Origin of the sequence: Solwaraspora sp. WMMA2059, assembly GCF_027497315.1 — a bacterium.
Taxonomy (GTDB): domain Bacteria; phylum Actinomycetota; class Actinomycetes; order Mycobacteriales; family Micromonosporaceae; genus Micromonospora_E.
In genome coordinates this window covers 570,842-595,583 of the sequence record NZ_CP114908.1, presented here as the reverse complement: position 1 = coordinate 595,583, position 24,742 = coordinate 570,842, and the positions used below count along the sequence as shown (strand labels likewise).

4 protein-coding genes are annotated in these 24,742 nt (G+C 70.7%); 1 reads left to right on the top strand and 3 read right to left on the bottom strand.

Annotated features, from left to right (window positions below; all coding sequences use genetic code 11):
- The first annotated feature begins 14 nt into the window (after positions 1–14).
- Positions 15–1,766 (top strand): biotin carboxylase N-terminal domain-containing protein, encoded by a 1,752-nt coding sequence (locus tag O7553_RS02710; protein ID WP_281553316.1) that lies wholly within the window; start codon positions 15–17, stop codon positions 1,764–1,766.
- A gap of 99 nt (positions 1,767–1,865) precedes the next feature.
- On the opposite strand, the gene O7553_RS02705 is transcribed toward O7553_RS02710, so the two are convergent.
- The 3 genes from O7553_RS02705 to O7553_RS02695 all read right to left on the bottom strand — a co-directional run bounded on the left by O7553_RS02705 (position 1,866) and on the right by O7553_RS02695 (position 24,716).
- Positions 1,866–13,007, bottom strand: coding sequence for a LamG-like jellyroll fold domain-containing protein (locus O7553_RS02705; RefSeq protein ID WP_281553315.1), 11,142 nt, complete (start codon positions 13,005–13,007; stop codon positions 1,866–1,868).
- 304 nt (positions 13,008–13,311) lie between these two features.
- Complete coding sequence (locus O7553_RS02700; RefSeq protein ID WP_281553314.1) at positions 13,312–13,614, bottom strand: hypothetical protein; 303 nt, start codon at positions 13,612–13,614, stop codon at positions 13,312–13,314.
- Between the two features lie 11 nt (positions 13,615–13,625).
- The gene (locus O7553_RS02695) at positions 13,626–24,716 is read right to left on the bottom strand and encodes a LamG-like jellyroll fold domain-containing protein (protein WP_281553313.1); all 11,091 of its coding nucleotides are present in this window, start codon (positions 24,714–24,716) and stop codon (positions 13,626–13,628) included.
- Between the last annotated feature and the right edge of the window lie 26 nt (positions 24,717–24,742).

The following is a 24,742-nucleotide window of genomic DNA, read 5'->3' as shown; positions in this document are numbered from 1 at the left end:
AAGGAGAACAGGGCGTGCGCAAAGTTCTCGTCGCAAACCGGGGCGAAATCGCAGTCCGGGTGATCCGTGCCTGCCGGGACGCCGGGCTGGCCAGCGTCGCCGTGTACGCCGACCCGGACCGCTCGGCGGTGCACGCCGGGCTGGCCGACGAGGCGTACGCCCTCGGCGGGGAGACCGCCGCCGACACGTACCTGCGGATCGACAAACTGCTCGACGCCGCCACCCGGTCCGGCGCCGACGCCGTCCACCCCGGCTACGGGTTCCTCTCCGAGAACGCCGACTTCGCCGCCGCGGTCATCGACGCCGGGCTGACCTGGATCGGGCCCAGCCCGCAGGCGATCCGCGACCTCGGCGACAAGGTCACCGCCCGGCACATCGCCCAGCGGGCCGGCGCACCACTCGTTCCCGGCACCGCCGACCCGGTCGCCGGCCCGGACGAGGTGGTCGCCTTCGCCGAGCAGTACGGCCTACCGGTCGCGATCAAGGCCGCGTTCGGTGGCGGTGGGCGCGGGCTGAAGGTCGCCCGCGAGATGGCCGAGATCGCCGACCTGTTCGAGTCGGCCACCCGCGAGGCGGTCGCCGCGTTCGGTCGCGGCGAGTGCTTCGTCGAGCGCTACCTGGACCGGCCCCGGCACGTCGAGGCGCAGGTGCTCGCCGACCAGCACGGCAACGTGATCGTGGTCGGCACCCGGGACTGTTCGCTGCAACGCCGCCACCAGAAGCTCGTCGAGGAGGCACCGGCGCCGTTCCTCACCGACGCCCAGCGCGCCGAGATCCACACCAGTGCCAAGGCGATCTGCCGGGAGACCGGCTACCACGGTGCCGGCACCGTCGAGTACCTGGTCGGCGTCGACGGCACCATCTCCTTCCTGGAGGTCAACACCCGACTGCAGGTCGAGCACCCGGTCACCGAGGAGACCGCCGGCATCGACCTGGTCCGCGAGCAGTTCCGGATCGCCGTCGGCGAGCCGCTGCGGTTCACCGACGACCCGCCCCCGCGCGGGCACTCCATCGAGTTCCGGATCAACGGCGAGGACCCGGGCCGCAACTTCCTGCCCGCGCCCGGTGTCATCACCGCACTGCGCCTGCCCACCGGCCCCGGCGTACGGGTGGACACCGGCGTCACCGCCGGCGACGTCGTCAGCGGCAACTTCGACTCGCTGCTGGCCAAGCTGATCGTCACCGGCGAGACCCGCGCCGAGGCGCTGGAACGCGCCCGGCGGGCACTGGACGAGATGGTCGTCGACGGGATGGCCACCGCCCTGCCGTTCCACCGCCTGGTGGTCCGCGACCCGGCGTTCACCAGCGAACCGTTCACCGTGCACACCAGGTGGATCGAGACCGAGTTCGACAACACCGTGCCGGCGTTCACCGCACCGGCGGCGGCCCCCGACGCCCCCGAACCCCGCGAGACCGTTGTGGTCGAGGTCGGCGGCAAGCGGCTCGAGGTCAGCCTCCCCGCCGGCTTCGGCAGCGGTACGGCCGCCGCGCCGACCGCCGCCCGCCAGCCGGCCCGCCGCCGGGGTGGCACCAGCACGGCGGCGGCCGCCAGCGGCGACGCCCTGGTCTCGCCGATGCAGGGCACCATCATCAAGATCGCGGTCGCCGACGGCGACCAGGTCGCCGAGGGCGATCTGGTCGTGGTGCTGGAGGCGATGAAGATGGAACAGCCGATCAACGCGACCAAGGCCGGCACGGTCAGCGGCCTGGCCGCCGAGGTCGGCGCGGTGGTCACCGCCGGCGCGACGATCTGCGTGATCAGCTGACCGTCCCGGTGCGATCACCCCGGGACGGTCCAGTGCCCGGAGCCCCTTGCCGTCGTAGTAGACGAACAGCGCCCAGTAGTGCACGTCCACGTCACGCTCCTACGGCTGCAGGGCCGCGGTCAGTATCCGACCGGCGTCCTTGCCGTAGAAGACGACCTGGTTGCCCTTCCAGTGCGCGGGGAGTCCCTTGTTGACGAACTTGTCGACGTTCATCAGCATCGGCCCTTCCACCACCTGATGCCGGCCGAGTGGGTTGCCCCGGGCACCGGTGCGGTAGTGCTTCACGACGTCGGCCAGATCGGGACTGGTCGCGGTGAACTTCTTCGTCGCCAGGGCGTCGAGCTTCGCGTTCGGCACCTTGAAGTGCAGCACCACGCCGTCCCCACCGAACCGCGGACTCCCCGCCCAGTCGGCCGCCTGCTGCCGCGACCGGGTGGTGTAGAAACCCTTCCCGAAGTCCATCTTCGACCGTGACGAGAATCCGGTGTCCACGCCGTCGGCCCGGATGTTCTCCGCCGCCTGCCGGCTCGTCCCGTGGTACAGGTCCGTGTAACCGCCGCAGTTGTGCACCAGCACCGGCCGGTCGGCTGCCACCACGTAGTAGGTGTGGTCGGCGTCGACGGTGAGGTCGTTCATCCATTTCAGGCCGGTCCAGACCCGGACCGCGGTGACCCGCTGGGTGGATTCGCCGTCCGGGCTGCGCAACCGGTCACCGGGGCGCAGGTCGGCGGCGTCGGTCCACCGGTCGGTGGTGGCGTTCCAGAACGGATGCTGCGCGGTCGTCTCGACGACCGTGCTCTCGCCGGTCGTGGTGTCGGTGACCGTGACATCGGTCAACTCCCGGTCGGCGTGACGGTGCAGCAGCCGCACCGGCCGGGCCGTGCTCTGCCCGGTGGCCGGGTCGGTGGCCAGCACCTCGTCGCCGAGCTCGACCTCGGCGATCGGCTTGGTGGTGCCGTCGGCCATCCGTACCCGGGTGTCCGGCGCGAAACTGTGCCGCACACAGCTGGCGGCCCCGTCGGCGAGGTCGTCGACCCGGCTACCGCCGACGCGGGCGGCGTCGTCGGCGTAGTCGGCCGCCTCCCGGGTGGCCCGGCTGGTGCCGCGCGACACCGCCCGCGACAGGTCGTCGACCTTGCGCCCGACCGCCTTGCCGGCCGACGCCGCAGCCTTGCCGACACTGGTGCCGGCGACCTTCTTCGCCCCGGCGGACCCAGCCTTGCTCAACGCCTTGCCCGCTGCCGGGCCCATCATCGGCAGCGCCGCGCCCAGACCACCGGCGGCACCACCCAGTACGGCGGTGCGCAGCAGCTCGACGCCGGTCTGGCCCTGCATGGCACCGGTGACCAGGGCACCGGTCACGCCGGAAGCCACCCCGCAGGCGACCGCGCCGACCCCGGTCCAGCCGATCGCGACCATACAGGCGGCTTCGACGAAGAACCCGACCAGCGCGCCGACGATGTCGGCCTTGTGTTCGACGATCCAGTCCCTGGCCGTCCGGGCCCACTGGCCGACCTGGTCGACGGCCCCTCTGACCGCCTCGGCCATCTTCTGATAGGCCTTCGACACGGCCTGCTTGACGTCGTTGATCTTCTCGGCGATCTGTTCGCGGGCCGCCTGCGCCCACTCAAAGACCTGCTCCCACGCCTGCCGCACCCCGGCCTTGACCGTGTTCCAGGCCTTCTGCACGCCGGAGGAGACCTTCTTCCAGGCGTTGCGCAGCCGCTTGCCGAAGTGCCCGGTCGGGTCGGTGACGGTCAGCGAGTTGCCGTCGCCGTACTGGTAGCGGTTGGCCCGGATCGAGTCGGGCACCGGGCTGACGGTGACGCTGTCGCGGCTGTCGAACTGGCCGACGGCCGGGTCGTACCAGCGGGCGTGCATGTTGACCCGACCCGACCGGGGATCGGTCCACTCCGACTGGTAGCCGAGGTTGCCCTCCATGCCGCTGGCGGCGGTCACCTCACCCAGCGGCGAGTAGGTACGGTGACCGGTCACCGACGTCCCGGCGGTGTTGAACTGGGCGACGATGTCGTCGTGCAGATCGGTCCAGAGCATCCGGCTGGTGCCGCCGTCCCGGACCGCGACGGCACCGCCGTCCGGATCCCGCAGGTACTTCGCCGCGCCGTCCATGGCGAGGTCGTTGCCGAGCCCGGTGTACCGGAAGTCGCTGCGCAGCGCCCGGCCCAACGCGTCGTAGGTGTACTCCCGGGCGTTGCCGCCACCGGTCGGCTGCTGGCTGACGATCTGGTCGAACGCGTCCGCGACCCCGACCGAGGTGGTGCCGCCGGTGACGGTCTGCTTACGGGTGCCCCGGGCCGTGTACTGGTAGCTGGTGCCGGTGCTGTCGGAGACGAGCCGGTTGCGGGCGTCGTGGACGTAGTCGACGTCGCCGACCCCGGTCCGGTTGCCGGCCGCGTCGTACCGGTAGCCGACCGTGGTGTTGCCGTCGTTCCACGACGTGAGCCGGTCGGCCAGGTCGTAGGTGTAGGTGTTGCTGGCCGTCGTCGAGCCACGGGTGACGGTCTTGCTGGTCTCGTTGCCGTTGGCGTCCCACCCGTAGGTGATCGTCCCGAGGACCTGCCCGTTGGACCGCACCAGCCGGTCTCTGGTCAACCGGTGCAGGTCGTCATAGTCGAACACCCGCCGGTTGTTGGTGCCGCCGTAGGACATCGACGACACCGCCGACATCTCGTCGTAGGAGTACCCGACCGACACCCCGGCGCTGCTGTTGCTCACCGACGCCAACCGGCCGGCGCTGTCGTAGCCGTACTGGGTCAACCCGGCCGCGTCGTCGCGCGAGGCCATCGACCCGTCCGGCGTGTAGGTGAACGCCGCGTCGCCCGACGGGCCGGTCACCGACAGCGGCAGCCCCCGGTCGTCATAGGCGACCCGGTTGGTGCCGCCGGACCCGGAGAACTCCACCAGCCGACCGGCCGGGTCGTAGCCGTACGTCCGGTCCTGGGTCGCGGCCTCGGCACCGGAGCCGGACTGGCGCTCCAGCCGACCGGCGTCGTCGTAGACCAGGGTCCGGGTCACCCCGCCCGGGGCACGCTGCGACACTGGCTGACCGGCCACGTCGTACACAGTGGTGTACGTGCGGTCCGCCGCGTTCGGGTACGCCGCCGTCGCCGGCTCGATCCGCGACTGCGGCAACCCCCAGACGTTGTACGTCGTCCGGAACGCCTGCCCCCGCCCGTCGGTGAACCGGGTCGGGTTGCCGGCCAGGTCGTAGCCGTACGACGACTCGATGGTGGTGCCGGCAGCCACCGGCTCGGACTGGGTGCGCGGCAGCCCGGTCGCGTCGTAGCTCAACCGGGTCGTGCTGCCCCGCGCGTCCGTCGCCGACACCATGTTGCCGGCGGCGTCGTAGGTCCAGGCCGACGTGGTCAGCGCGGCCCCGCCGGTCGCCCGGTACGCCGCCGTCGCGGTCGGCTGGGACAGCGGGTCGTACGTGGTGGTGGTGGAGGTGCCGTCCGGGTTGGTCTGCTTCACCGGGCGGCCCAGGGCGTCGTGGTCGACCCGGCTGGTCTGCCCGGCACCGTCGACGACGCTGGCCAGCTCCCCGGCGGCGGTGTAGCCGTACTTGGTGGTCACCCCGGCCGGCGTGGTCACCGTCGACAGGCGACCGGCGATGTCGTGGCCCATCGTGGTGGTGTGCGTCTGACCGGTCTGGCGGACCGCCTCGCTGACGCTGGTGGTCCGCCCCAGCAGGTCGTAGCTGCTGCCGGTCACCGCCCCGGTGGGGTCGGTCACGGCGAGCAGGTTGCCGGCCAGGTCGTAGCGGGCGGTCGTGGTGGCACCGTCCGGCGCCACCTGGGTCACCACCCGGCCCAGCTGGTCGTAGGTGAACCCGGTCTCTCGGCCCAGCGGGTCGGTCTGCGACACGACCTGGCCGAGGATGTCGTACGCCGCCGTGAAGACCGGGACGACCGGGGTCGACCCGCCCGGCGGGGTGTACGCGGGCAGCCGGGTCTCGTAGGGCCGGCCGGCCCGATCGAACGCGTACCGGGTCACGTTGCCGTTCGGGTCGGACTCCGCAGTGACCTCGCCGAACGCGTTGTAGCCGATCCGCTCCACCGGCCGCGCCGTGACCACCGGACCGTCGAGTTCCCCGCTCTCGGCCTGCACCTGCGGGCCGGTCGACACCGCTGGCCGGTCGGCCTCGTCGTAGGCCACGTTCGTGGTGTTGCCCAGCGGATCCAGCACCGCCGTGGCCAGACCACCGTCGTCGAGCACGTAGCTGGTGCGCGACACCGTGGCGTCGGCCGCCGGTACGGTGCCGGCGACCACCCGGTCGGCCCAGCCGGCGTCCGCCGACACGCCCTGGTACAGCTGCAGGTCGGAGATGGCCCCGTCGAGCCCGGAGCCGATCCGCAGCCCGCCCCTCGCCACGCTGTGGAAGCGGGCGCCGGTGAATTCGTCGACCTTGTCGCCGTCGATGAACACGGTGAACTTGTCAGCCTGCGGGTCGACGCCGACGGCCAGGTGCTGCCACTGCTCCTCATACACCGTGCCTTCCCCGAAGGGACAGTCGCACCGGATGATCGAGCCCGTCTGCTGCTCGTTCGTGGCCACCCGCCAGCCGTCGATGGTGTGGTCGAACCGGAGCTGGAAGGCGAAGTCGCGGTTCGTGGGGGACGTACTCACCCGCGCGGCACCGGGCACGGTCAGCACCGCGCCGGACTTGCCGTCGTTGTCGACCCGCACCCAGGCGGCCACGGTGTACGGCCGGGTGGTGTCCACCGCCGGCGCGGCCGTGGTGATCTGCGACGTCGACGCACCGGTGAACGCCGCGACCCGCCCCCGCTGGGCGTCGTTCTCCCAGGTCACGTCGGTGGCCGTACCGGGGCTGTTGCCGGCCGAGTCGGCGGCCGCCGTACCGCTGGTCTCGTCCAGCTGCCAGCGGGCCACCGGCGTCGTCGTCCGGTCCGTCTCCCGGTACCGGGTCTGCGAGACCTCCCGGCCGAGGATGTCGTACGCGTGGTCGGTGACGGCCAGCGTCGCGCCGGATCCGTCCCGGGCGACGCTGGACAGCACCTGGTCACCCGGCGACAGCGTGGTCTCGGTGACCCGGTGCAACCCGTCGGGGTCGAGCACGCTGCGGGTCTGCCGGCCCGCCGCGTCGTAGGCGTACGTCGTGACGGTCTGCCCGTTGTCGGTCTGCTGCTCGACCAGGTTCCCGGCCGCGTCGTAGCTGTTGGCCTCCAGCAGGAACGAACTGTCCCCGTCGGTGCGGGTCACCGTCGCGGGCCGCCCGTCGTCGGTGTACGTGTACTCCGTGACGTGCCCCATCGCGTCGGTGGTCGACGCCAGCCGGCCCGCCGGGTCGTAGACGTTCGACTCCACCACCAGGTCCACGGCAGGAGTCGGATCGTTCGGGTCCCCGGTGTAGCCCTTCAGCGTCCGCGACAGCAGGTCGCCGTTGGCGTCCACCTGGTAGGCGTTGACCGTCCCGTCCGGATCGGTCTGCTCCACCACGTGCCCGTAGACGTCGTAGCGGTAGCCGGTGGTGGTGCCCATCGGGTCGACGGCCTGCGACCGGCGGCCGTGGCCGTCGTAGGACCATTCGCTGACCCGGGCCGCATCCCCACCGGTGGCGTCGCTGACCCGCTGCTCGGTCAGGAACCCGTCCGGGCTGTACGAGTGCTGCGTCACCGCCGTGTGCACCGCGCCGGTCACCCGGTCCGTCACCGCCGGATCGGTCCGGGTCGCCACCCGGCCCATCGCGTCGTACGTGTACGTGGTGGTCCGCCCCTGCGGGAACGACGGCGTCACCACCGTCTCGGTCAGTTCCCGACCCAACCGGTCGTAGGTGTACGTGGTCGTCGCGCCTGCCGGGTCGACCACCGTCGCCACGTCACCGGCCGAGGTGTACGTGATCAGCTGCCAGCCCTTCGACGGGTCCAGCACCTGTGTGGGCAGCCCGGCCGGAACGCTCCCGCCGGTGGTGTAGGCGATCTCCGTACGCCGGCCGAGCGGATCCACCGTGCTGCGCAGGTCACCGTTGGAGCTGTCGTAGAGGTAGAGCGTCCGGTAGGTGTCGTCCTGCGCGCTGGACGAGCCCGGCCCCCGCGCCGCCGTCAGCCGGTCGCTCTTCGGGTGCGTCGGGTCGCTGCTGTAGAAGGTGTAGGTGTAGTAGCTGCTGGCGCACTTGTCGGCGGCCTGGTCCTGGCAGGTCACCTCCTGGATGGTGTTGCCGCGCTCGTCCTGCACCGACCGGGTGACGATCCCGTTCGGGTCGTACTCCAGGCTGGTGAACCCGCCGGTGTCGTACCCGTACAGGGTGGTACGGCCCAGCGCGTCGGTCTGCGACACCTTCCGCCCGGAGACCAGGTCGTACGAGTACGACACCTGATGCCCGCCCGGGTCGGTGACCGACACGATCGTCACCGGGTTGGCCACCGTCGTGGTCTGCGTATCCTGCGCCGCCGTGTCGACCTGCGTCGCGCCGGGCGGCAGGGTGTCCGACGGCAACTGGCCGGCCGCTGTCTCCGACAGTGTCGGCGTGTCGGTACCGCCGCCGGTCGCGGCGGTGACCACCAGTGGCACCGTCTGCCCGACCGACCCGTGGTGCAACGTCACCTCGTCGGCGCCCAACGCCCGGTGGTAGAACGCCACCTCCGCCAGCGACCCCGCGTAGTACCCCGTCGCCCCGGCCGCCAGCCCCGACCAGCCGTTGCCGGTGTACCCCGCACCCAGGTACCCCTGGCTCTGCGGTCCGGCCGCCGGCAGCGCCCCGGTGCTCGACTGCACCGGCGCCCCGTCGAGGTACAGCACCTGCGTCGTGGCGTCGGCGGCGTCGGTCGTGGTCAGTACGGCGTGGTGCCACGCGCCGTCGTTGACCGGCGACGGCGACGTCAGCGCCAACGCCCACCGCTGCTTGGCCTGGCTGGTGGCGCAGCTGCGGATGGTCAGCGCAGTGCCGTCCGTGGTGGACGAGCCCGGCACCTCCAGGCACCGCCCCGACCCGGTGTTGCGCCAGCCGCCCTGGTGCGGCGTCCACTTCTGGTTGGCGCTGGTCGAGCAGGTCTGCGCCTGGACCAGCGTGCCGTTGCCGGTGGCCTGACCGGTCAGGCCCAGACACTTGTCACCCCGACGCAACTGTCCACTGCCGCCGACGTACCGCCAGCTCTGGGCGGACGTGGCGGCGCAGGTGCCGACCTGCACCTTGGTTCCGTTGGTGGCCAGCTCCGCGCACTTGCCGGCGAGCCCCGAGGTCAGCGGCCCGGTCGGCTCGGTCGACGGGGCCAGGCCGCGCAGCCGACCGTCGGCGTCGATCCACAACACCGGCGATCCCGCCGACGGCGTACCGCCCACCGCCGCGTCCTGCGTGCCCACCAGCACCCCGGCGGTCGCGGTGGTCCTGAACCACAGCTCCTGCGACTTCGCGCCGTTCGGCGCGACCCGGCCGCCGGGCACCGCCACCAGCGACGACGTCCCGTCGAACGACACTGCGGTGCCGTCGGCGAACGGACCCGCCGCGCCCAGTGTCACCGCGCTGAACGTCGCGGTCTCCTGCCACGTCTCGTTGACCGCGTCGACCCCGGCGGCGTCGCGCAGCCGCCAGTAGTCGGTGGGTGCCGAGCCCAGCACGGCCGCCGCGTACAGGGCGCTGGTGCCGGCCACCCGTGGCGTGCCCATCGTCCAGGTTCCGCCGTTGCCGTCGGTCAGCTCCGACAGCTTGCCGGTGACCGGGTCCGTCGACAGCGACGCCAGGGTCCGCCCTTCGGCGCTGGTCACCGTGGACAGCTGCCAGCTCTGCGCCCGCGCCGTACCGTTGATCTCGGTGACGTCGGCGGCGGTCAACGTCCGGTCGAAGAACGCCACGTCGGCGATCTGGCCGGTGAAGAAGTTCGCGTGCCCGGTGTTGTCGGCGGAGCCCTGGTGCGGCTGGTCCGGCCAGTTCCCACCGACGAACCCGGCACCCACGTACTCGTACGCCGACCCGCCGATGTCGAACATCTCGATCAGGCCGTCGCGGGTCGCCTGCCGGGTGCCGTCCAGGTACAGGGCCTGGCTGGCGCCCTCCCCGGCCAGCACCACGTGATGCCACTGGCCGTCGTCGACCCGGCCGGACGACTGCATGGTGGTGCCGGCGAAGCCGTCGTAGAACTTCGCGTGCAGCTTCCCACTCGTCCCGACGTAGATCGCCGGCGTGTAGTTGCGCGACGTCGTGCCGGCCGAGATCGGATCGTGCTGGTAGGAGAACAGCACTCCGGCCCGCGACGTCGCGCCGGTGCGGAACCACATGCTGACCGACTGGTACGCGCTGTCGTTGACCAGCCCGCTGGGCAGCCGCACCCGCGACGAGGTGCCGTTGAACGCCGTCGACGTCGACGTCGAGCCCGGCCACACCGTCGGCGTCGCGCCCGGCGTCGTGTGCTCGTAGAACGCCACGTCGGTGCCGCCGCGTTCCAGCACGTCACTGGCGGCCCAGGTGGACCCGGCGGGTTCGTTCAGCCGCCAGTACGACGACGGCGCGTGGTTGCGCACCGCGTTCGCCCCCTGGTTCGCGTTGTTGCCCCAGCCGTACGTGGTACACACCGCCGTCGGCGTACACGCCTTCGTCAGGCGGTCGTGGCTGCCGTAGGTGTACTGCCACACGTAGCCGCTGCCGCCGGCGGTCGGCGCGTCCGTCGTCACCTTGGTCACGTGCGACCCGGCCGACGGGCTGGCGGTGCCCGCCCAGGTCAGCGTCAGCGACCGACCGGAGGCGTTGGTCAGCTTCGAGATCAGTCCGCTGCCGTTGTAGGTCGCCGTCAGGGTCCGGTCGTTGGCGTCGGTCACCGCCGTGAGCCGGAAGACCCCGCTGCCGGCGGAGCGGCCGAACACGTACGTGGTGCCGTGTTTGACGGTCAGCCGGTACCCGGTGATCGATGTGCCGGACCTGACCTCGGTCAGCACCTCGTACCGCCCCGGTGGCGGCACGAACGATCCGTCCGAGGTGGGGCCGAAGCCGGCCTCCGAACCGTCCGGATACGTCACCACGGCACTACGCAGCGCGTCGTTCGTGCTGGTCCGCCCGGTCACCTGGGCGTCGAGCAAGCTCGACCAGCCCTGCCCGAACGCCCCCGACCGCCGGGTGTCCAACGTGTTGTACGACCGGGTGATCGCCAGCTCCGGGCCCACCCCGGCCACCTGCGCGTCGGTCGCCGTGGTCGTGTAGTTGCCGATCTCCGGGTGGTAGCCCACCCCCGGGTTCTGCGCCAGCCGGGATCCCAACGCGGGCTGCGGTACCCGGGTGTAGAACGTGTACCTCGGATACCGGGCCCCGTAGACGGCACCGTCGAACGGCTGCACCACCCACGAGTACTGCTTGTTCGAGCGCAGCAGCCCGGCGGGGACGTCGTAGTAGGAGCCGGTGCCCTCGGTGACGTGGAGGACCGTGCCGGCGTCGTCGTGCAGCCAGAGCTTGTAGCTCACCGTCCCGGAGTTGTCCGGGTCGTGGCCGCGCACGTACAACCGGGGGGTCAGCGTCGACACGACCGCGCCGTGCACCGGGGACCGCTGACTCACCTGCGGCGGCAGGTTTGCCGTCATGGTCAGTTCCAGCCGGGGCGCGTACGCCCCGTTGCCGTAGTTCGCCGAGGTGAACCTCGCTCCGGCGGCCAGGACCTGCTCGTCGTCGATCAGCGCGAGACCGAGGTTGCGCTGCCCGATCGCCCACCCCGAGACCAGCTCACGGACGTCGACCTGCACCCACTGGCCGGACGTCGGCCCCGCCGACGGGTTGGCGCACGCCTGCCCGTTGTCGGTGTAGTAGCGGTACCGCACCGAGCCCGGTTCGAGGTCCGGCCCGGGCAGCGCGGCGGTCGCCAACTCACCGACCGTCCACTCCTGCTCGACCAGGCCGACCTGCAGGTCCTTGACGTCGCAGCGCACCCGGTGGTTCAGAAACAGCCGCAGGTACGCCGAGGCGATGATCGGTTTGGCGTCGGTCACCGCGGACGAGATGTCGAAGTTGAGGAACGTCCGGGAACCGACTCCCCCGTTGTAGCCCACCTGCAGGTGGTTGCCGTTCTGCACGGTCGCGCCGGTGGCCGGATCGGAGTCGACGAACACGTCCCCGTCGGGGCCGGTCGTCACCGTCGGATCCACCCGTACCGGGAACACCCGCGCCGGGTCGGCGAGCCAGGCACGGTCGGCGACCAGCCGCAGCGCTGGCCCGCCGTCGACCTCGGTCAGCTCCATCGCGACGGCCGCCGACCGCGCCGGCAGACCGGTCTCCGCGTCCACCGACGAGTCTTCCATGTACGCCGGCGGGATCGACGCCACCACCGCCCCGGCGTCGTCGACCAGCTCGACCGACCCGGCCGAGGAGATGCGGGCCGTCACCCCCCGCAGGGTCAGCGGGAACACCCACGCCGACGCGGCCTGCGGCGACGCCAGGATCAGCGTCTCCTTCACCCCGTCCGGCCGGGCCACCAGCTCCAGGTCGGTGCCGGGCAGCACCTGCCGGTACGTCGCCGTCGCGCCGTCGACCACCGGGGTCACCGTCGCCGCACCGGCCAGACTCCACCCGAACACGCCGCCGCCGGGCAGCGGCAACTCGACCAGCGGCTCCCCCGCCGCCGCGCCGGACGTCGCCGCTGCCCCGGCCGCCGTGGTGTTGGATGTCGACCCCAGCGACACCCCCATCGGGTTGTCGGTGACCCCCCACCGGTCACCCCGACGCACCAGGGTCGGATCGATCGGCCGCCACGACCCGTCCGCCGCCCGGTAGTTAACCTGACCGGTGCTCAGCTGCGCCGTCGTCGAACCGTCGGCGTTGTCGTACACGGTCATGGTCGACCGTGACGACCGGGCGTCGCGGCGGCTCGTCGCCGGATCGTGGCGCGCCGCCGTCACCGGCGTCACCGACTCGTCCACCGCCGGCTGACCGGCGTACCCCGGCAACCCGTCGACCAGCCGCTGCGCGGCGCCGGCGCCCCCGCTGGCCCGGGTCGCCGCCGCCGAGGAGTACCCGCCGGGGCCGGCACCGTCGCCGACCGGCGACACCGGGAGCTCAGCCGTCGCCGGGCCCCCCCATGGCAACCAGCCCGGCCGATCGGTGATCCACGACGTCAGCCACCCCACCGGAAACTCACCGTCGGCGGGCACCGCCCCCGGCGGCACCGACGACGACAACCCCACCAGCGCCGCGGCCACCACCGCGACCCCACCGGCGCACCGCCGCCACCGGGCGAACGTCCGGGTGGTCCCTGTTCGACGACGGCGGTGTGGCTCCTGGCTCGTTCCCATCGGTGGCGGCCTTTCTCGCTGCGGTACGCCCGTTCGCCCAGTTAGGACCATGAACAGATCGTGCCGGCTCGGAGCCGCCGAGTAATGAGGGAGATCTGAGGAAGCCGTTGGGGAATACCAGGGAAGCGCTGAGCGCGCGCGCCAGCAGCCGGCCAGGCATGATGGACAGAGTGCGTGGTGCCGGCGGCGATGAAGCTGGAGCAGCTGATCAACACGGCCCAAGGCCGGCACGGTCAGCTGCTTGACCGCCGCGTTCGGCGCCTACGCCACGATCTGTGTGATCACCTGACCGGGCCCGACCTGATCACCCCGGGACGGTCCAGTGCCCGGAGTCGCGGGCCGGCGCCGGCCGGGCAACCCAGCCGGACCGGTCCGCGTCGTCGCTCCAGTCCGGTACCTCACCGAAGTAGATGATCATCGCCCAGTAATGCCGGTCCTCGTGCAGGACTATCTCGTCGTCACCGGAGAAGTCCTGCCCGTGCCACTGCTCGTTGATCCGGGCGACGGCTTCGGCACGGGAAATGCCGAACAGCTCGACCATCTCGGCCGCCGTCGCGTCCAGCAACTCCCGGACCTCGGCCGACAGGTCCATCTGGTAGTCGTCCACGGATTCCTCTTCTATGGCTGCAAAGCGTCGGCGAGTACCTGGCCGGCGTCCCTGCCGTAGAAGACGACCTGGTTGCCGGACCAGCGGGGCGGAGCCCCCGACCTCAGGAAACCGTCGACGTTCATGAGCATGGGCCCCTCGACCACATTGTAGTTATTCGACAGGTTTCCTCCGGCACCGGTGCGGTACTGCCGTACGATGTCGGTCAGGTCCGGGCTGTTCCTGGTGAACGTCTTCGTGGGCATGGCGTTGAGTTTCGCGTTGGGCACCTTGAAGTGGAGAACTGCTCCGTCGCCTCCGAATCGGGGATTGCTGGCCCAATTCTGTGCCTGCTGCTGGGAACGGGTGGTGTAGAAGCCCTTGCCGAAGTCCATTCTTGAGCGGGTGGAGAAGTTCGGGTCCACGCCGTTGTTCCGGATGTTGTCCGCCGCCTGCCGGCTGGTCCCGTGGTACAGGTCGGTGTAACCGCCGCAGTTGTGCACCAGCACGGGCCGATCGGCTGCCACCACGTAGTAGGTGTGGTCGCCGTCGACGGTGAGGTCGTTCATCCATTTCAGGCCGGTCCAGACCCGGACCGCGGTGACCCGCTGGGTGGATTCGCCGTCCGGGCTGCGCAACCGGTCACCGGGGCGCAGGTCGGCGGCGTCGGTCCACCGGTCGGTGGTGGCGTTCCAGAACGGATGCTGCGCGGTCGTCTCGACGACCGTGCTCTCGCCGGTCGTGGTGTCGGTGACCGTGACATCGGTCAACTCCCGGTCGGCGTGACGGTGCAGCAGCCGCACCGGCCGGGCCGTGCTCTGCCCGGTGGCCGGGTCGGTGGCCAGCACCTCGTCACCGAGCTCGACCTCGCCGATCGGCTTGGTGGTGCCGTCGGCCATCCGTACCCGGGTGTCCGGCGCGAAACTGTGCCGCACACAGCTGGCCGCCCCGTCGGCCCGGCTGCCGCCGGCGCGGGCGGCGGCGTCGGTGTGTTCGGCGGCTTCCCGGGTGGACCGGCTGGAGCCGCGGGACACCGCCCGGGACGCGTCGTCGGCTTTGCGGGTGACCGCCCGGCTGAACGACCGGGCCCCGGCGACGGCCTTCGCGCCGACCCGTGCGCCGGCCTTGCCGAGGCTCGTGCCGGCGACCTTCTTGATGCCGCTGGACGCGGCCTTGCTCAACGCCTTGCCGGCGACCGGGCCCATCATCGGCAGGGCGGCACCGAGACCACCGGCAAGACCGCCGATCACCGCGTCCTGCAGCAGATCCATGCCGGTCTTGCCCTGCATCCCGCCGGTGACCAGGGCACCGGTGATACCGCCGACCATGCCGCAGGCGACCACGCCGACACCGGTCCAGCCGATCGCGACCAGGCAGCCGGCCTCGACGACCATGCCGACGATCGCGCCGACGATCTCGGCCTTGTGTTCGACGATCCAGTCCCTGGCCGTACGGGCCCACTGGCCCACCTGTTCGGCGGCGGCTATCAGCGCCTCACCGGCCTTGATCAGATCCTGATAGTTCTGCTCCACCGTCTGCCTGATGACGTTGCCCGCCTCGACGAGCTGCTCCTGCGTCCACCTGGTGGCCGCCCCCAGGCCGTCGCCGACCCAGTCGGTGAAGTCTCCGAACCGGTCGCCGAACCAGTCTACGGCGCCGTGGTAGGCGTCCTCGATGTCTTCGTACCGGTCGCCGACCCAGTCGGTGAAGTCGTCCCACGACCTCGCGTACGGTTCTCCGACGTGGCCGGTGGGGTCGACCACCGTCAACGGGTTCCCGTCGCCGTACTGGTACCGGTTGGCCCGGACCGAGTCCGGCACCGGACCGACGGTCAGGCTGTCCCGGGCACCGAACTGTGCCGTCACCGGGTCGTACCAGCGGGCATGCATGTTGACCTGCCCGCTACGCACGTCGGTCCACTCCGACTGGTAGCCGAGGTCACCGAGCATGCCACTGTCCGCGGTCACCTCACCCAACGGTGAGTACGTACGGCTGCCGGTCACCGTCGCCCCGGCCGGGTTCATCTGGGCGACCACGTCACCGTGCAGATCCGTCCACACCAACCGGCGCGTGGTGTTGTGCCGCGCCCCGACCACACCACCACCCGGGTCCCGGGTGAAGAACGCGTTGGAACTGTCCCGGGCGAGGTGGTTACCGAGACCGGTGTACTCCCAGCCGTCCCGAAACGCCCGACCCAACCCGTCGTAGTCGAACACCCGCGCGTTACCACCCGCCGGGGTGTGCTCGACCGCCTGGTCGAACGCGTCCGACACCGTCGTCGCCGCACCGGCCGCGCTGCGGGTGCCCCGCGCCGTGTACTGGTAGCCGACACCGGTACTGTCCGAGATCAGCCGGTTACGGGCGTCGTACACGTAGTCGACATCACCGACCCCGGTCCGGTTCCCCGCCCTGTCGTAGCGGTAGCCGACGGTCGTGTTCCCGTCATCCCACGACGTCAACCGGTCCGCCAGGTCGTAGGTGTAGGTGTTGACCGTCGTGGACGAGCCACGGGTGACGGTCCTGCTGGTCTCGTTACCGTTGGCGTCCCAGCCGTACGTGATCGACGCGATCGTCGACCCACCCGACGACACCAGCCGGTCGCTGGTCAACCGGTGCAGATCGTCGTAGGCGAACACCCGCCGGTTCCCCGACGTCCCGAACGTCATCGACGACACCGCCGACATCTGGTCGTACGTGTAGCCGATGGCGGTGCCCATGTCGGCGTTATTCACCGACACAAGGCGGCCCGCACCGTCATACCCGTACTGCGTCGACCCCGCCGCGTCGTCGCGCGACTCCATCAACCCGTCCCCCGTATAGGTGAACGCCGCGTCCCCCGACGGACCCGTCACCGACAACGGCAACCCCCGGTCGTCGTACACGACCTGATTGGTTCCCCCCGGCGCGGAGAACTCCACCAGCCGACCCGCGGCGTCGTAGCCGTACGTCCGGTCCTTCGTCGTGGCCTCCGCACCGGAGCCGGACTGGCGGACCAGCCGGCCGGCGTCGTCGTAGACCAGGGTCCGCACCACCCCACCCGGCGCCCGCTGCGACACCGGCTGTCCGGCCACGTCGTACACCGTCGTGAACGTCCGGTCCGCCGCACTTGGGTACGCCGCCGTCGCCGGCTCGATCCGCGACTGCGGCAACCCCCACACGTTGTACGTCGACCGGAACGCCCGCCCCTCCCCATCGGTGAACCGGGTCGGATTCCCCGCCAGGTCGTAGCCGAACGACGACTCGATGACCGTGTCACCGTCCACCGGCTCCCGCTGCGTCCGCAGCAGGCCCGTCGCGTCGTAGCCGAACCGGGTCACGGTGCCCCGCGCGTCCGTCGCCGACACCACATTCCCCGCCAGGTCATACGACCAGGCCGCCGTCGCCAACGCCGCCCCACCGGACGCCCGGTGCGCCGCCGCCGACACCGGCCGCGACAACATGTCGTAACCCGTCGTCGTGTACGTACCGTCCGGATTGATTTCCTTCACCGGCCGACCCAGCCCGTCGTAGACGACACCGCGGGTCTGCCCCGCGCCGTCGACCACACCCGTCACCTCACCGGCCGCGTTGTACCCGTACCCGACCGTCACCCCCGCCGGCGACCGCACCGACGACAACCGACCCGCCGCGTCATAGCCCACCGTGCTGGTGTGCACCTGACCGGTCTGCCGCACCGCCTCACTCACACTCGTGACCCGACCCAGGAAGTCGTAACCACTACCGGCCACCGCACCCGTCGGATCCGTCGTCGCTAGCAGATTGCCCATCAGGTCGTAGCGCGCCGTCGTCGTGCCGTCGTCCGGCGCCACCTGGGTCACCACCCGACCCAACTGGTCATAGTCGAACTCCGTGACCCGGCCCAGCGGATCCGTCTGCGACACCACCTGACCCAGGCTGTCGTACACCGCCGACGCCACCGGCGTCACCGACGACGACCCATCCGGCGGCGTGTACGCCGGCAACCGGACCTCCACCGGCCGACCCACCCGATCCACCCCGAACGTCGTCACCGCACCGTTCGGATCCGACTCCGCAACCACCTCACCGAACGTGTTGTAACCAACCCGCTCCACCGGCCGGGCCGTCACCACCGGACCGTCCAACTCACCCGACTCCGCCTGCACCTGCGGACCCGTCGTCACCACCGGACGGTCCGCCTCGTCGTACTCCACGAACGTCGCCTGACCCAACGGATCCACCACCGACGTCGCCAGACCCGCCTCATCAACCACATAACTGGTCCGCGACACCCCCGCGTCCGCCACCGGCACCGTGCCCGCCATCACCCCGGCAACCCAGCCGGCGTCGTCCGGCACCCCCTGATACACCTGCAGATCAGAGATCGCCCCCTCGAGGCCCGAGCCGATCCGCACCCCGCCAGCCGCCACGCTGTGGAAGCTGCTGCCGGTGAAGTCGTCGACCTTCTCGCCGTCGAGGAACACAATCCACCGGCCGGCCTGCGGGTCCACGCCCACCGCCAGGTGCTGCCACTTGCCCGCCTGTGTCGAGCCCTGCCCGAAGGTGCGGCGGCGTTGTAGTACGCCGCCGCCTTTGAACACGAGTTGCTCGTTCGTCAGCGCCCGCCATGCGTCGTCGGTGTGGTCGTAGTTGAGCGCGAACGCCGGTGCGCCCCACCCGGACACGCTCGTCCGGGCGCGGCCGGGCATCGCCAGCACCGAGCCGGGCGCTCGCAGGTCGTCCAATCGCACCCAGACGGCGACCGTGTACGGCCGGGTGGTGTCCACCACCGGCGCATCGGTCGTGATCAACGACGACGAACCATCGAACGACGCGACCCGACCCCGCTCGGCATCCGACGCCCAGACCACGTCCGTGGCCGTACCCGGACTGTTCCCCGCCGAGTCGACCGCCGTCGTCCCACCCGCCTCGTCCAACCGCCACCGCGCCACCGGCGTCACCATCCGGTCCGCCGACAGGTAGCCCGTCTGCGACACCGGCCGGCCCACCACGTCATACGCATAATCGACGACCGACAACGCCTCCCCCGCAGCGTCCCGATCCACCCGCGACAACACCCGGTCGGCCGGCGACAACGCCACCTCGGTCACCCGCTCCAGGCCGCCCGGATCCAGCACACTCCGCACCTGCCGACCCGCAGCGTCGTAGGCGTACGCCGTCACCGTCGCACCGTTGCCGGTGACCTGCTCGACCAGGTTCCCCGCCGCGTCGTAACCGTTGCCCTCCAGCAGGAACGAACTGTCACCGTCGGTGCGGGTCACCGACGCGGTCCGCCCGTCGTCGGTGTACGTGTAACTCGTGACGTAGCCCATCGCGTCGGTGTTCGACGCCAACCGACCCGCCGGGTCGTACACGTTCGACTCCACCACCAGATCCACCGGAGGAGTCGGATCGTTCGGATCCCCGGTGAACCCCTTCACCGTCCGCGACAGCACATTGCCGTTGACGTCCACCTCGTAGGCGTTCACCACCCCGTCAGGATCGGTCTGCTCCACCAGGTGCCCGTACACGTCATAGCCGTAGCCGGTCACCGCGCCCTCGGCGTCCACCGACGCCGACCGACGACCATGCCCGTCGTACGACCAGGTACTGACCCGGGCCACATCCCCACCCGACGCGTCGCTGACCTGCTCCTCCACCAGGAACCCGTCCACGCTGTACGAGTAACGCGTCACCGCCCGATGCACCGCACCCGACACCCGGTCCGTCACCGCCGGACCCGTCCGCGTGACCACCCGACCCACCGAGTCGTACGTGTACGACGTCGTCCGCCCCTGCGGGTACGACGACGTCACCACCGTCTCCGTCAACGTCCGACCCAACCGGTCGTACGTGAACGTCGTCTCCGCCCCCGCCGCGTCCGACACCGTCGCCACGTCACCCGCCGAGGTGTACGTGACTGCCATCCACCCCTTCGACGGATCCAACACATTCCACGGCAGACCGGCCGGGGCGTACCCGCCGTCGACCGCAGGCACATCCGTTCCGTCGGTGTATTCGATCTCCGTCTCCCGGCCGAGCGGGTCCGTCACACTGCGCAGGTTGCCGGAGTTGTCATATATGTACGTCGTCAGGTAGGTATCGTCCTGGGCGCTCTGCGAGCCCGGCCCCCGCACGTGGGTCAGCCGGTCGCTCTTCGGGTGCGTCGGGTCGCTGCTGTACAAGGTGTAGGTGTAGTAGCTGCTGGAGCACTTGTCGGCGGCCTGGTCCTGGCAGGTCACCTCCTGGATGGTGTTGCCGCGCTCGTCCTGCACCGACCGGGTGACGATCCCGTTCGGGTCGTACACCAGACTCGTGAACCCACCCGTGTCATAGCCGTACAACGTCGTCTGACCCAACGCGTCGATCTGCGACACCTTCCGCCCCGACACCAGGTCGTACGAGTACGACACCTCGTTGCCGCCCGGGTCGGTCACCGACACGATCTTCACCGGGTTCGAGACCGTCGTCGTCTGCACGTGCTCCGCCGCCTCGTCGACCTGCACCGCACCCGGCGGCAACACCTCAACCGGCAACCCACCCGCCGCCGTCTCCGACAACCGGGCTTCGGCAGCTCCGTCACCAGCCGCGGTCACCACCAACGGCACCGCCCGACCCACCGACTGGTAGTGCGACGCCACCTCGTCCGCGCTCAACGTCCGGTCGTAGAGCGCGACCTCCGCCAACGAACCCTCGTAGTACGCCGTCGAGTCCGAGGGCAGCCCCGACCAACCGTTGCCCGTGTACCCCGCACCCAGATACCCGTGGCTGAGCCTCTCGACCCCGCCGGCCAGAGAGCCGGTGCTGGACTGCACCCGCACACCGTCCAGGTACAACGCCTGGACGGTGTCATCGTCGGCGGCGGTCTTGGTCAGCACCGCGTGGTGCCACTTGCCGTCGTTGACCGGCGCCGCCGACACCAACGCCAACGCCCACCACTGATTGGCCTGGTCGTTGCAGTTGCGGATCGCCAACTGGGTACCGTCCGTGGCCGACGAGCCGGGCACCTCCAGGCACCGGCCCGCCCCCGAGTTGCGCCAACCGTTCCCGGACGTTCCCCACTTCTGGTTCGCGCTGCTCGAACAGGTCTGCGCCTGGACCGGGGTGCCGTTGCCGGTCGCCTGACCTGCCAGGCCCAGACACTTGTCACCCCGACGCAGCTGCCGACTGCTGCCGACGTAGCGCCAGCTCTGCGCGTTCGCACCGTCGCAGGTGCTCAGTTGCACCTTCGTGCCGTCGGCCGCCAACTCGGCGCACTTGCCGGCGAGCCCCGACGTCAACGGCCCGGTCGGATCCACCGACGCCGACAACCCCCGCAACCGGCCGTCGGAGTCGATCCACAACACCGGCGACCCCACCGACAGCGTCCCGTCCACCGCCGCGTCCTGCGCCCCCGCCAGCACATCGCCGGTACCAGTGGTCCTGAACCACAGCTCCTGGGACCGCGTCCCGGCCGGCGCCAGCCGCTCCCCCGGCACCGACACCAGCGACGATGACCCGTCGAACGACACCGCCGTGCCGTCCGCGAACGGACCCGCCGCTCCCAACGTCACCGAACTGAACGTCGCTGTGGTCTGCCAGGTCTCGTTGACCGCTTGAACACCGGCCGCGTCCCGCAACCGCCAGTAGTCCGTCGGCGCGGACCCCAGCACCGCCGCCGCGTACACCCCGCTCGTCCCCGCCACCCGCGGCGTCCCCAACGCCCAGGTCCCACCGTTGCTGTCGGTCACCGATGCCAGCTTCCCGGTCACCGAATCCATCGACAGCGACGCCAGTACCCGACCTTCCTGGCTGGTCACCTTCGACAACTGCCGGCTCTGACCCCGCGCCGTCGCGTTGATCTCAGTGACCTCGGCCGAGGTCAGCGTCCGGTCGAAGAACGCCACATCGGCGATATGCCCGTCGAAGAAGTTCGCATGCCCGTGGTAATTCGGCGAACCATGATGCGGCTGGTCCGGCCAGTTCCCCCCGACGAACCCCGCACCCACGTACTCATGCGCCGACCCACCCACGTCGAACATCTCGATCAGGCCGGTGCGGCCCGCGTGCCGGATCCCGTCCACATACAGCGACTGACTCGAGCCGGCCCCGGCCAGCACGACGTGATGCCACTGCCCGTCGTCCACCCGACCGGACGACTGCATCGTCGTCGAGTTGCCGTCATAGAACTTCGCGTGCAACTTCCCACTCGACCCGACATAGATCGACGGCGTGTAGTTCCTCGACGTCGTCCCGTCCGAAATCGGATCATGCTGGTACGAGAACAACACCCCCGCCCGGGACGCCGTCCCCGTCCGGAACCACAGACTGACCGACTGGTACGCGCTGTCGTTGACCAGCCCGCTGGGCAGCCGCACCCGCGACGACGTGCCGTTGAAGGCGGTCGACGTCGACGTCGATCCCGGCCACACCCCCGGTGTCGGGCCCGGCGTCGTACCCTCGTAGAACGCCACGTCGGTGCCGCCGTTGTCCAGCACGCTGCTGGCCGCCAGGGTCGATCCGGAAGGTTCGTTCAACCGCCAGAACGACGACGGCGCATGATTCAGCACCGCGTTCGCCCCCTGGTTGGCGCTGTTATCCCAGGTGTACGTGGTACACGACGCCGTCGGCGGACACACCTTCGTCAGGCGGTCATAGCTGCCGTACGTGTACTGCCACACGTACCCACCGCCACCGGCGGTCGGCGCGTCCGTCGTCACCTTCGTCACATGCGACCCGACCGACGGGCTGGTGGTGCCCGCCCAGGTCAGCGTCAACGACCGCCCCGACGCGCTGGTCAACTTCGACACCAGCCCACTGCCGTTGTACGTCAACGTCAAGGTCTGGTCGTTGGCGTCCGTCACCGACGTGACCTTGAACGCGCCACCCCCGGCCGCGCGCAAGAACACGTACGTCGTCCCGTGCTTGACGGTCAACCGGTACCCGGTCACCGACGAACCGGACTTCACCGCGGTCAACACCTCGTACCGCCCCGGCGGCGCCACGAACGACCCGTCCGACCCCGGCCCGAACACCGCCTCCGACCCGTCCGGATACCGCACCACCACACCCAGCACCGCACCCGCCGAGTTGGTCCGCTCGGTCACCCGCGCGTCCAACAGACTCGACCAGCCCTGCCCGAACGCCCCCGACCGCCGGGTGTCCAGAGTGTTGTACGACCGGGTGATCTCCAGCGCCGGCCCCACCCCCGTCACCTGCGCGTCCGTCACCGCCGACGTGTAGTTGCCGATCTCCGGGTGGTAACCCACCCCCGGGTTCTGCACCAGCCGGGATCCCAACGCCGGCTGCGGCATCCGCGTGTAGAACACGTACTTCGGATACCGGGCGCCGTAGACAGCCCCGTCGAACGGCTGCACCGCCCACGAGTACTGCTTGTTCGTCTCCAACAACCCGACCGGGACGTCGTAGTACGACTTGGTGCCCTCGTTGACGTGGATGAGGGTCCCGGCGTTGTCGTAGATCCAGACCTTGTAGCGCACGGTGCCGGACTCGTCGAAATCGCGACCCCGCACATACAACCGGGGTGTCAACGTCGACACCACCGCACCGTGGGCCGGTGCCCGCTGGTCCACCTGCGGCGGCAGATTGTTCGACAAGGTCAGCTGCAACCGCGGCGCGTAGTCACCGCCGGCATAGTTCGCCGAGGCGAACAGGGCCGCCGCCGCCGCAGACAAGTCCTCCTCGTCCAACAGCGCCAGACCAAGATTCGGCTGACCGATCGCCCAGCCCGAGATCAGGTCCCGGACATCGACCTCGACCCACTGGCCGACGGACGGATTCGCGTTCGGGTTCTCACACGCCCGCCCGTTGTCGGTGTAGTACCTGTAGTGGTTCGGTCCCAGATCGATCTTCGGGCCCGGATGGGCGGCGGTCCGCAGATCCCCGACCGTCCACTCCTCCTCGACCAGCCCGACCTTGACCCGCTGGACGTCACACCTCGCCCGGTAGTTCAGGTACAGCCGCAGGTTCGCCGAGGAGATGAACCAGCCCGCCTTCGCAAACTCCGCTGGGATGGTGAACTTGAGAAACGTCCGGGACAGGACGCCGTCCCGGTTGCCGATCGCGAGACGGTCACCGTTTTGCACGGCCGGGCCGGTGTCCGGATCGGTGTCGACGAACACGTCCCCACTCGTCGAGATCAGCGCGCCCACGTCCGCCCGCGCCGGGAACACCCGCGCCGGATCCGTCAACCACTCCCGGTCGGCCACCAGCTTCAGAGCCGGGGCACCGTCGACCTCGATCAGCTCCATCGCGACCGCCGCCGACCGCGCCGGCAACCCCGTCTCCGGGTCGACCGACGAATCCTGCATGACCGCTGGCGGGATCGACCCCACCACCGAACCGGCGCCGTCGACCACTTCGACCGACCCACCCTCACCGGCCCGGACCGACACCCCGTCCAGCGTCAGCGGAAACACCCACTCCGACCCGGCCTCGCGCGACGCCAGCACCAGCCCCTGCTGCACCCCGTCCGGCCGCGCCACCACCTCCAGGTCGGTGTCCGCGAACACCTCCGGGTACGTGGCCGTCCTGCCGTCGACCGCCGGCACCACCGCCGCCGCACCAGCCAGACCCCAGCCCACCGACCCATCATCGGGCAGCGACAACTCCACCAACGACTCACCGGCAGCAGCGCCCGCCAGCGACACCCCCAGCGAGTTCTCCCGCACCACCCACCGGTCACCCCGACGCACCAGAGTCGAGTCCACCGGCCGCCACGAACCATCCGCCGCCTCGTAGTTGACCTGCCCCGTACTCAACTCCGCCGTCGTCGAACCATCCGTGTTGGTGTACACATCGGCTTTCGGCCCCGATGCCACCGCGTCCCGCACACTCGTCTCCGGATCGAACCGGCCCACCGTCACCGGCGTCACCGACTCGCCCACCACCGGCTCCCCGGCGTACCCCGACAGACCGTTCACCAACCGCTGCGCCGAACCCGCCCCACCCGACGCCCGCGTCGCCGCCGACCCCACGTACCCACCCGCACCCGCACCGTCACCGACCCGCGCCGCCGGCAACTCCACCGCCGGCCCACCCCACGGCAACCACCCCGACCGACCGGTGAACCACGACGACAACCACCCCACCGGGAACTCACCGTCCGCCGGCACCGCACCCGGCGGCACCGACGACGACAACCCCACCAGCGCCGCGACCACCACAGCGACCCCACCGGCCCACCGCCGCC

Coding starts and splice junctions, on each gene's coding strand:
- O7553_RS02705 (WP_281553315.1), bottom strand. CDS start 13,007: ATGGGAACGAGCCAGGAGCCACACCGCCGTCGTCGAACAGGGACCACC.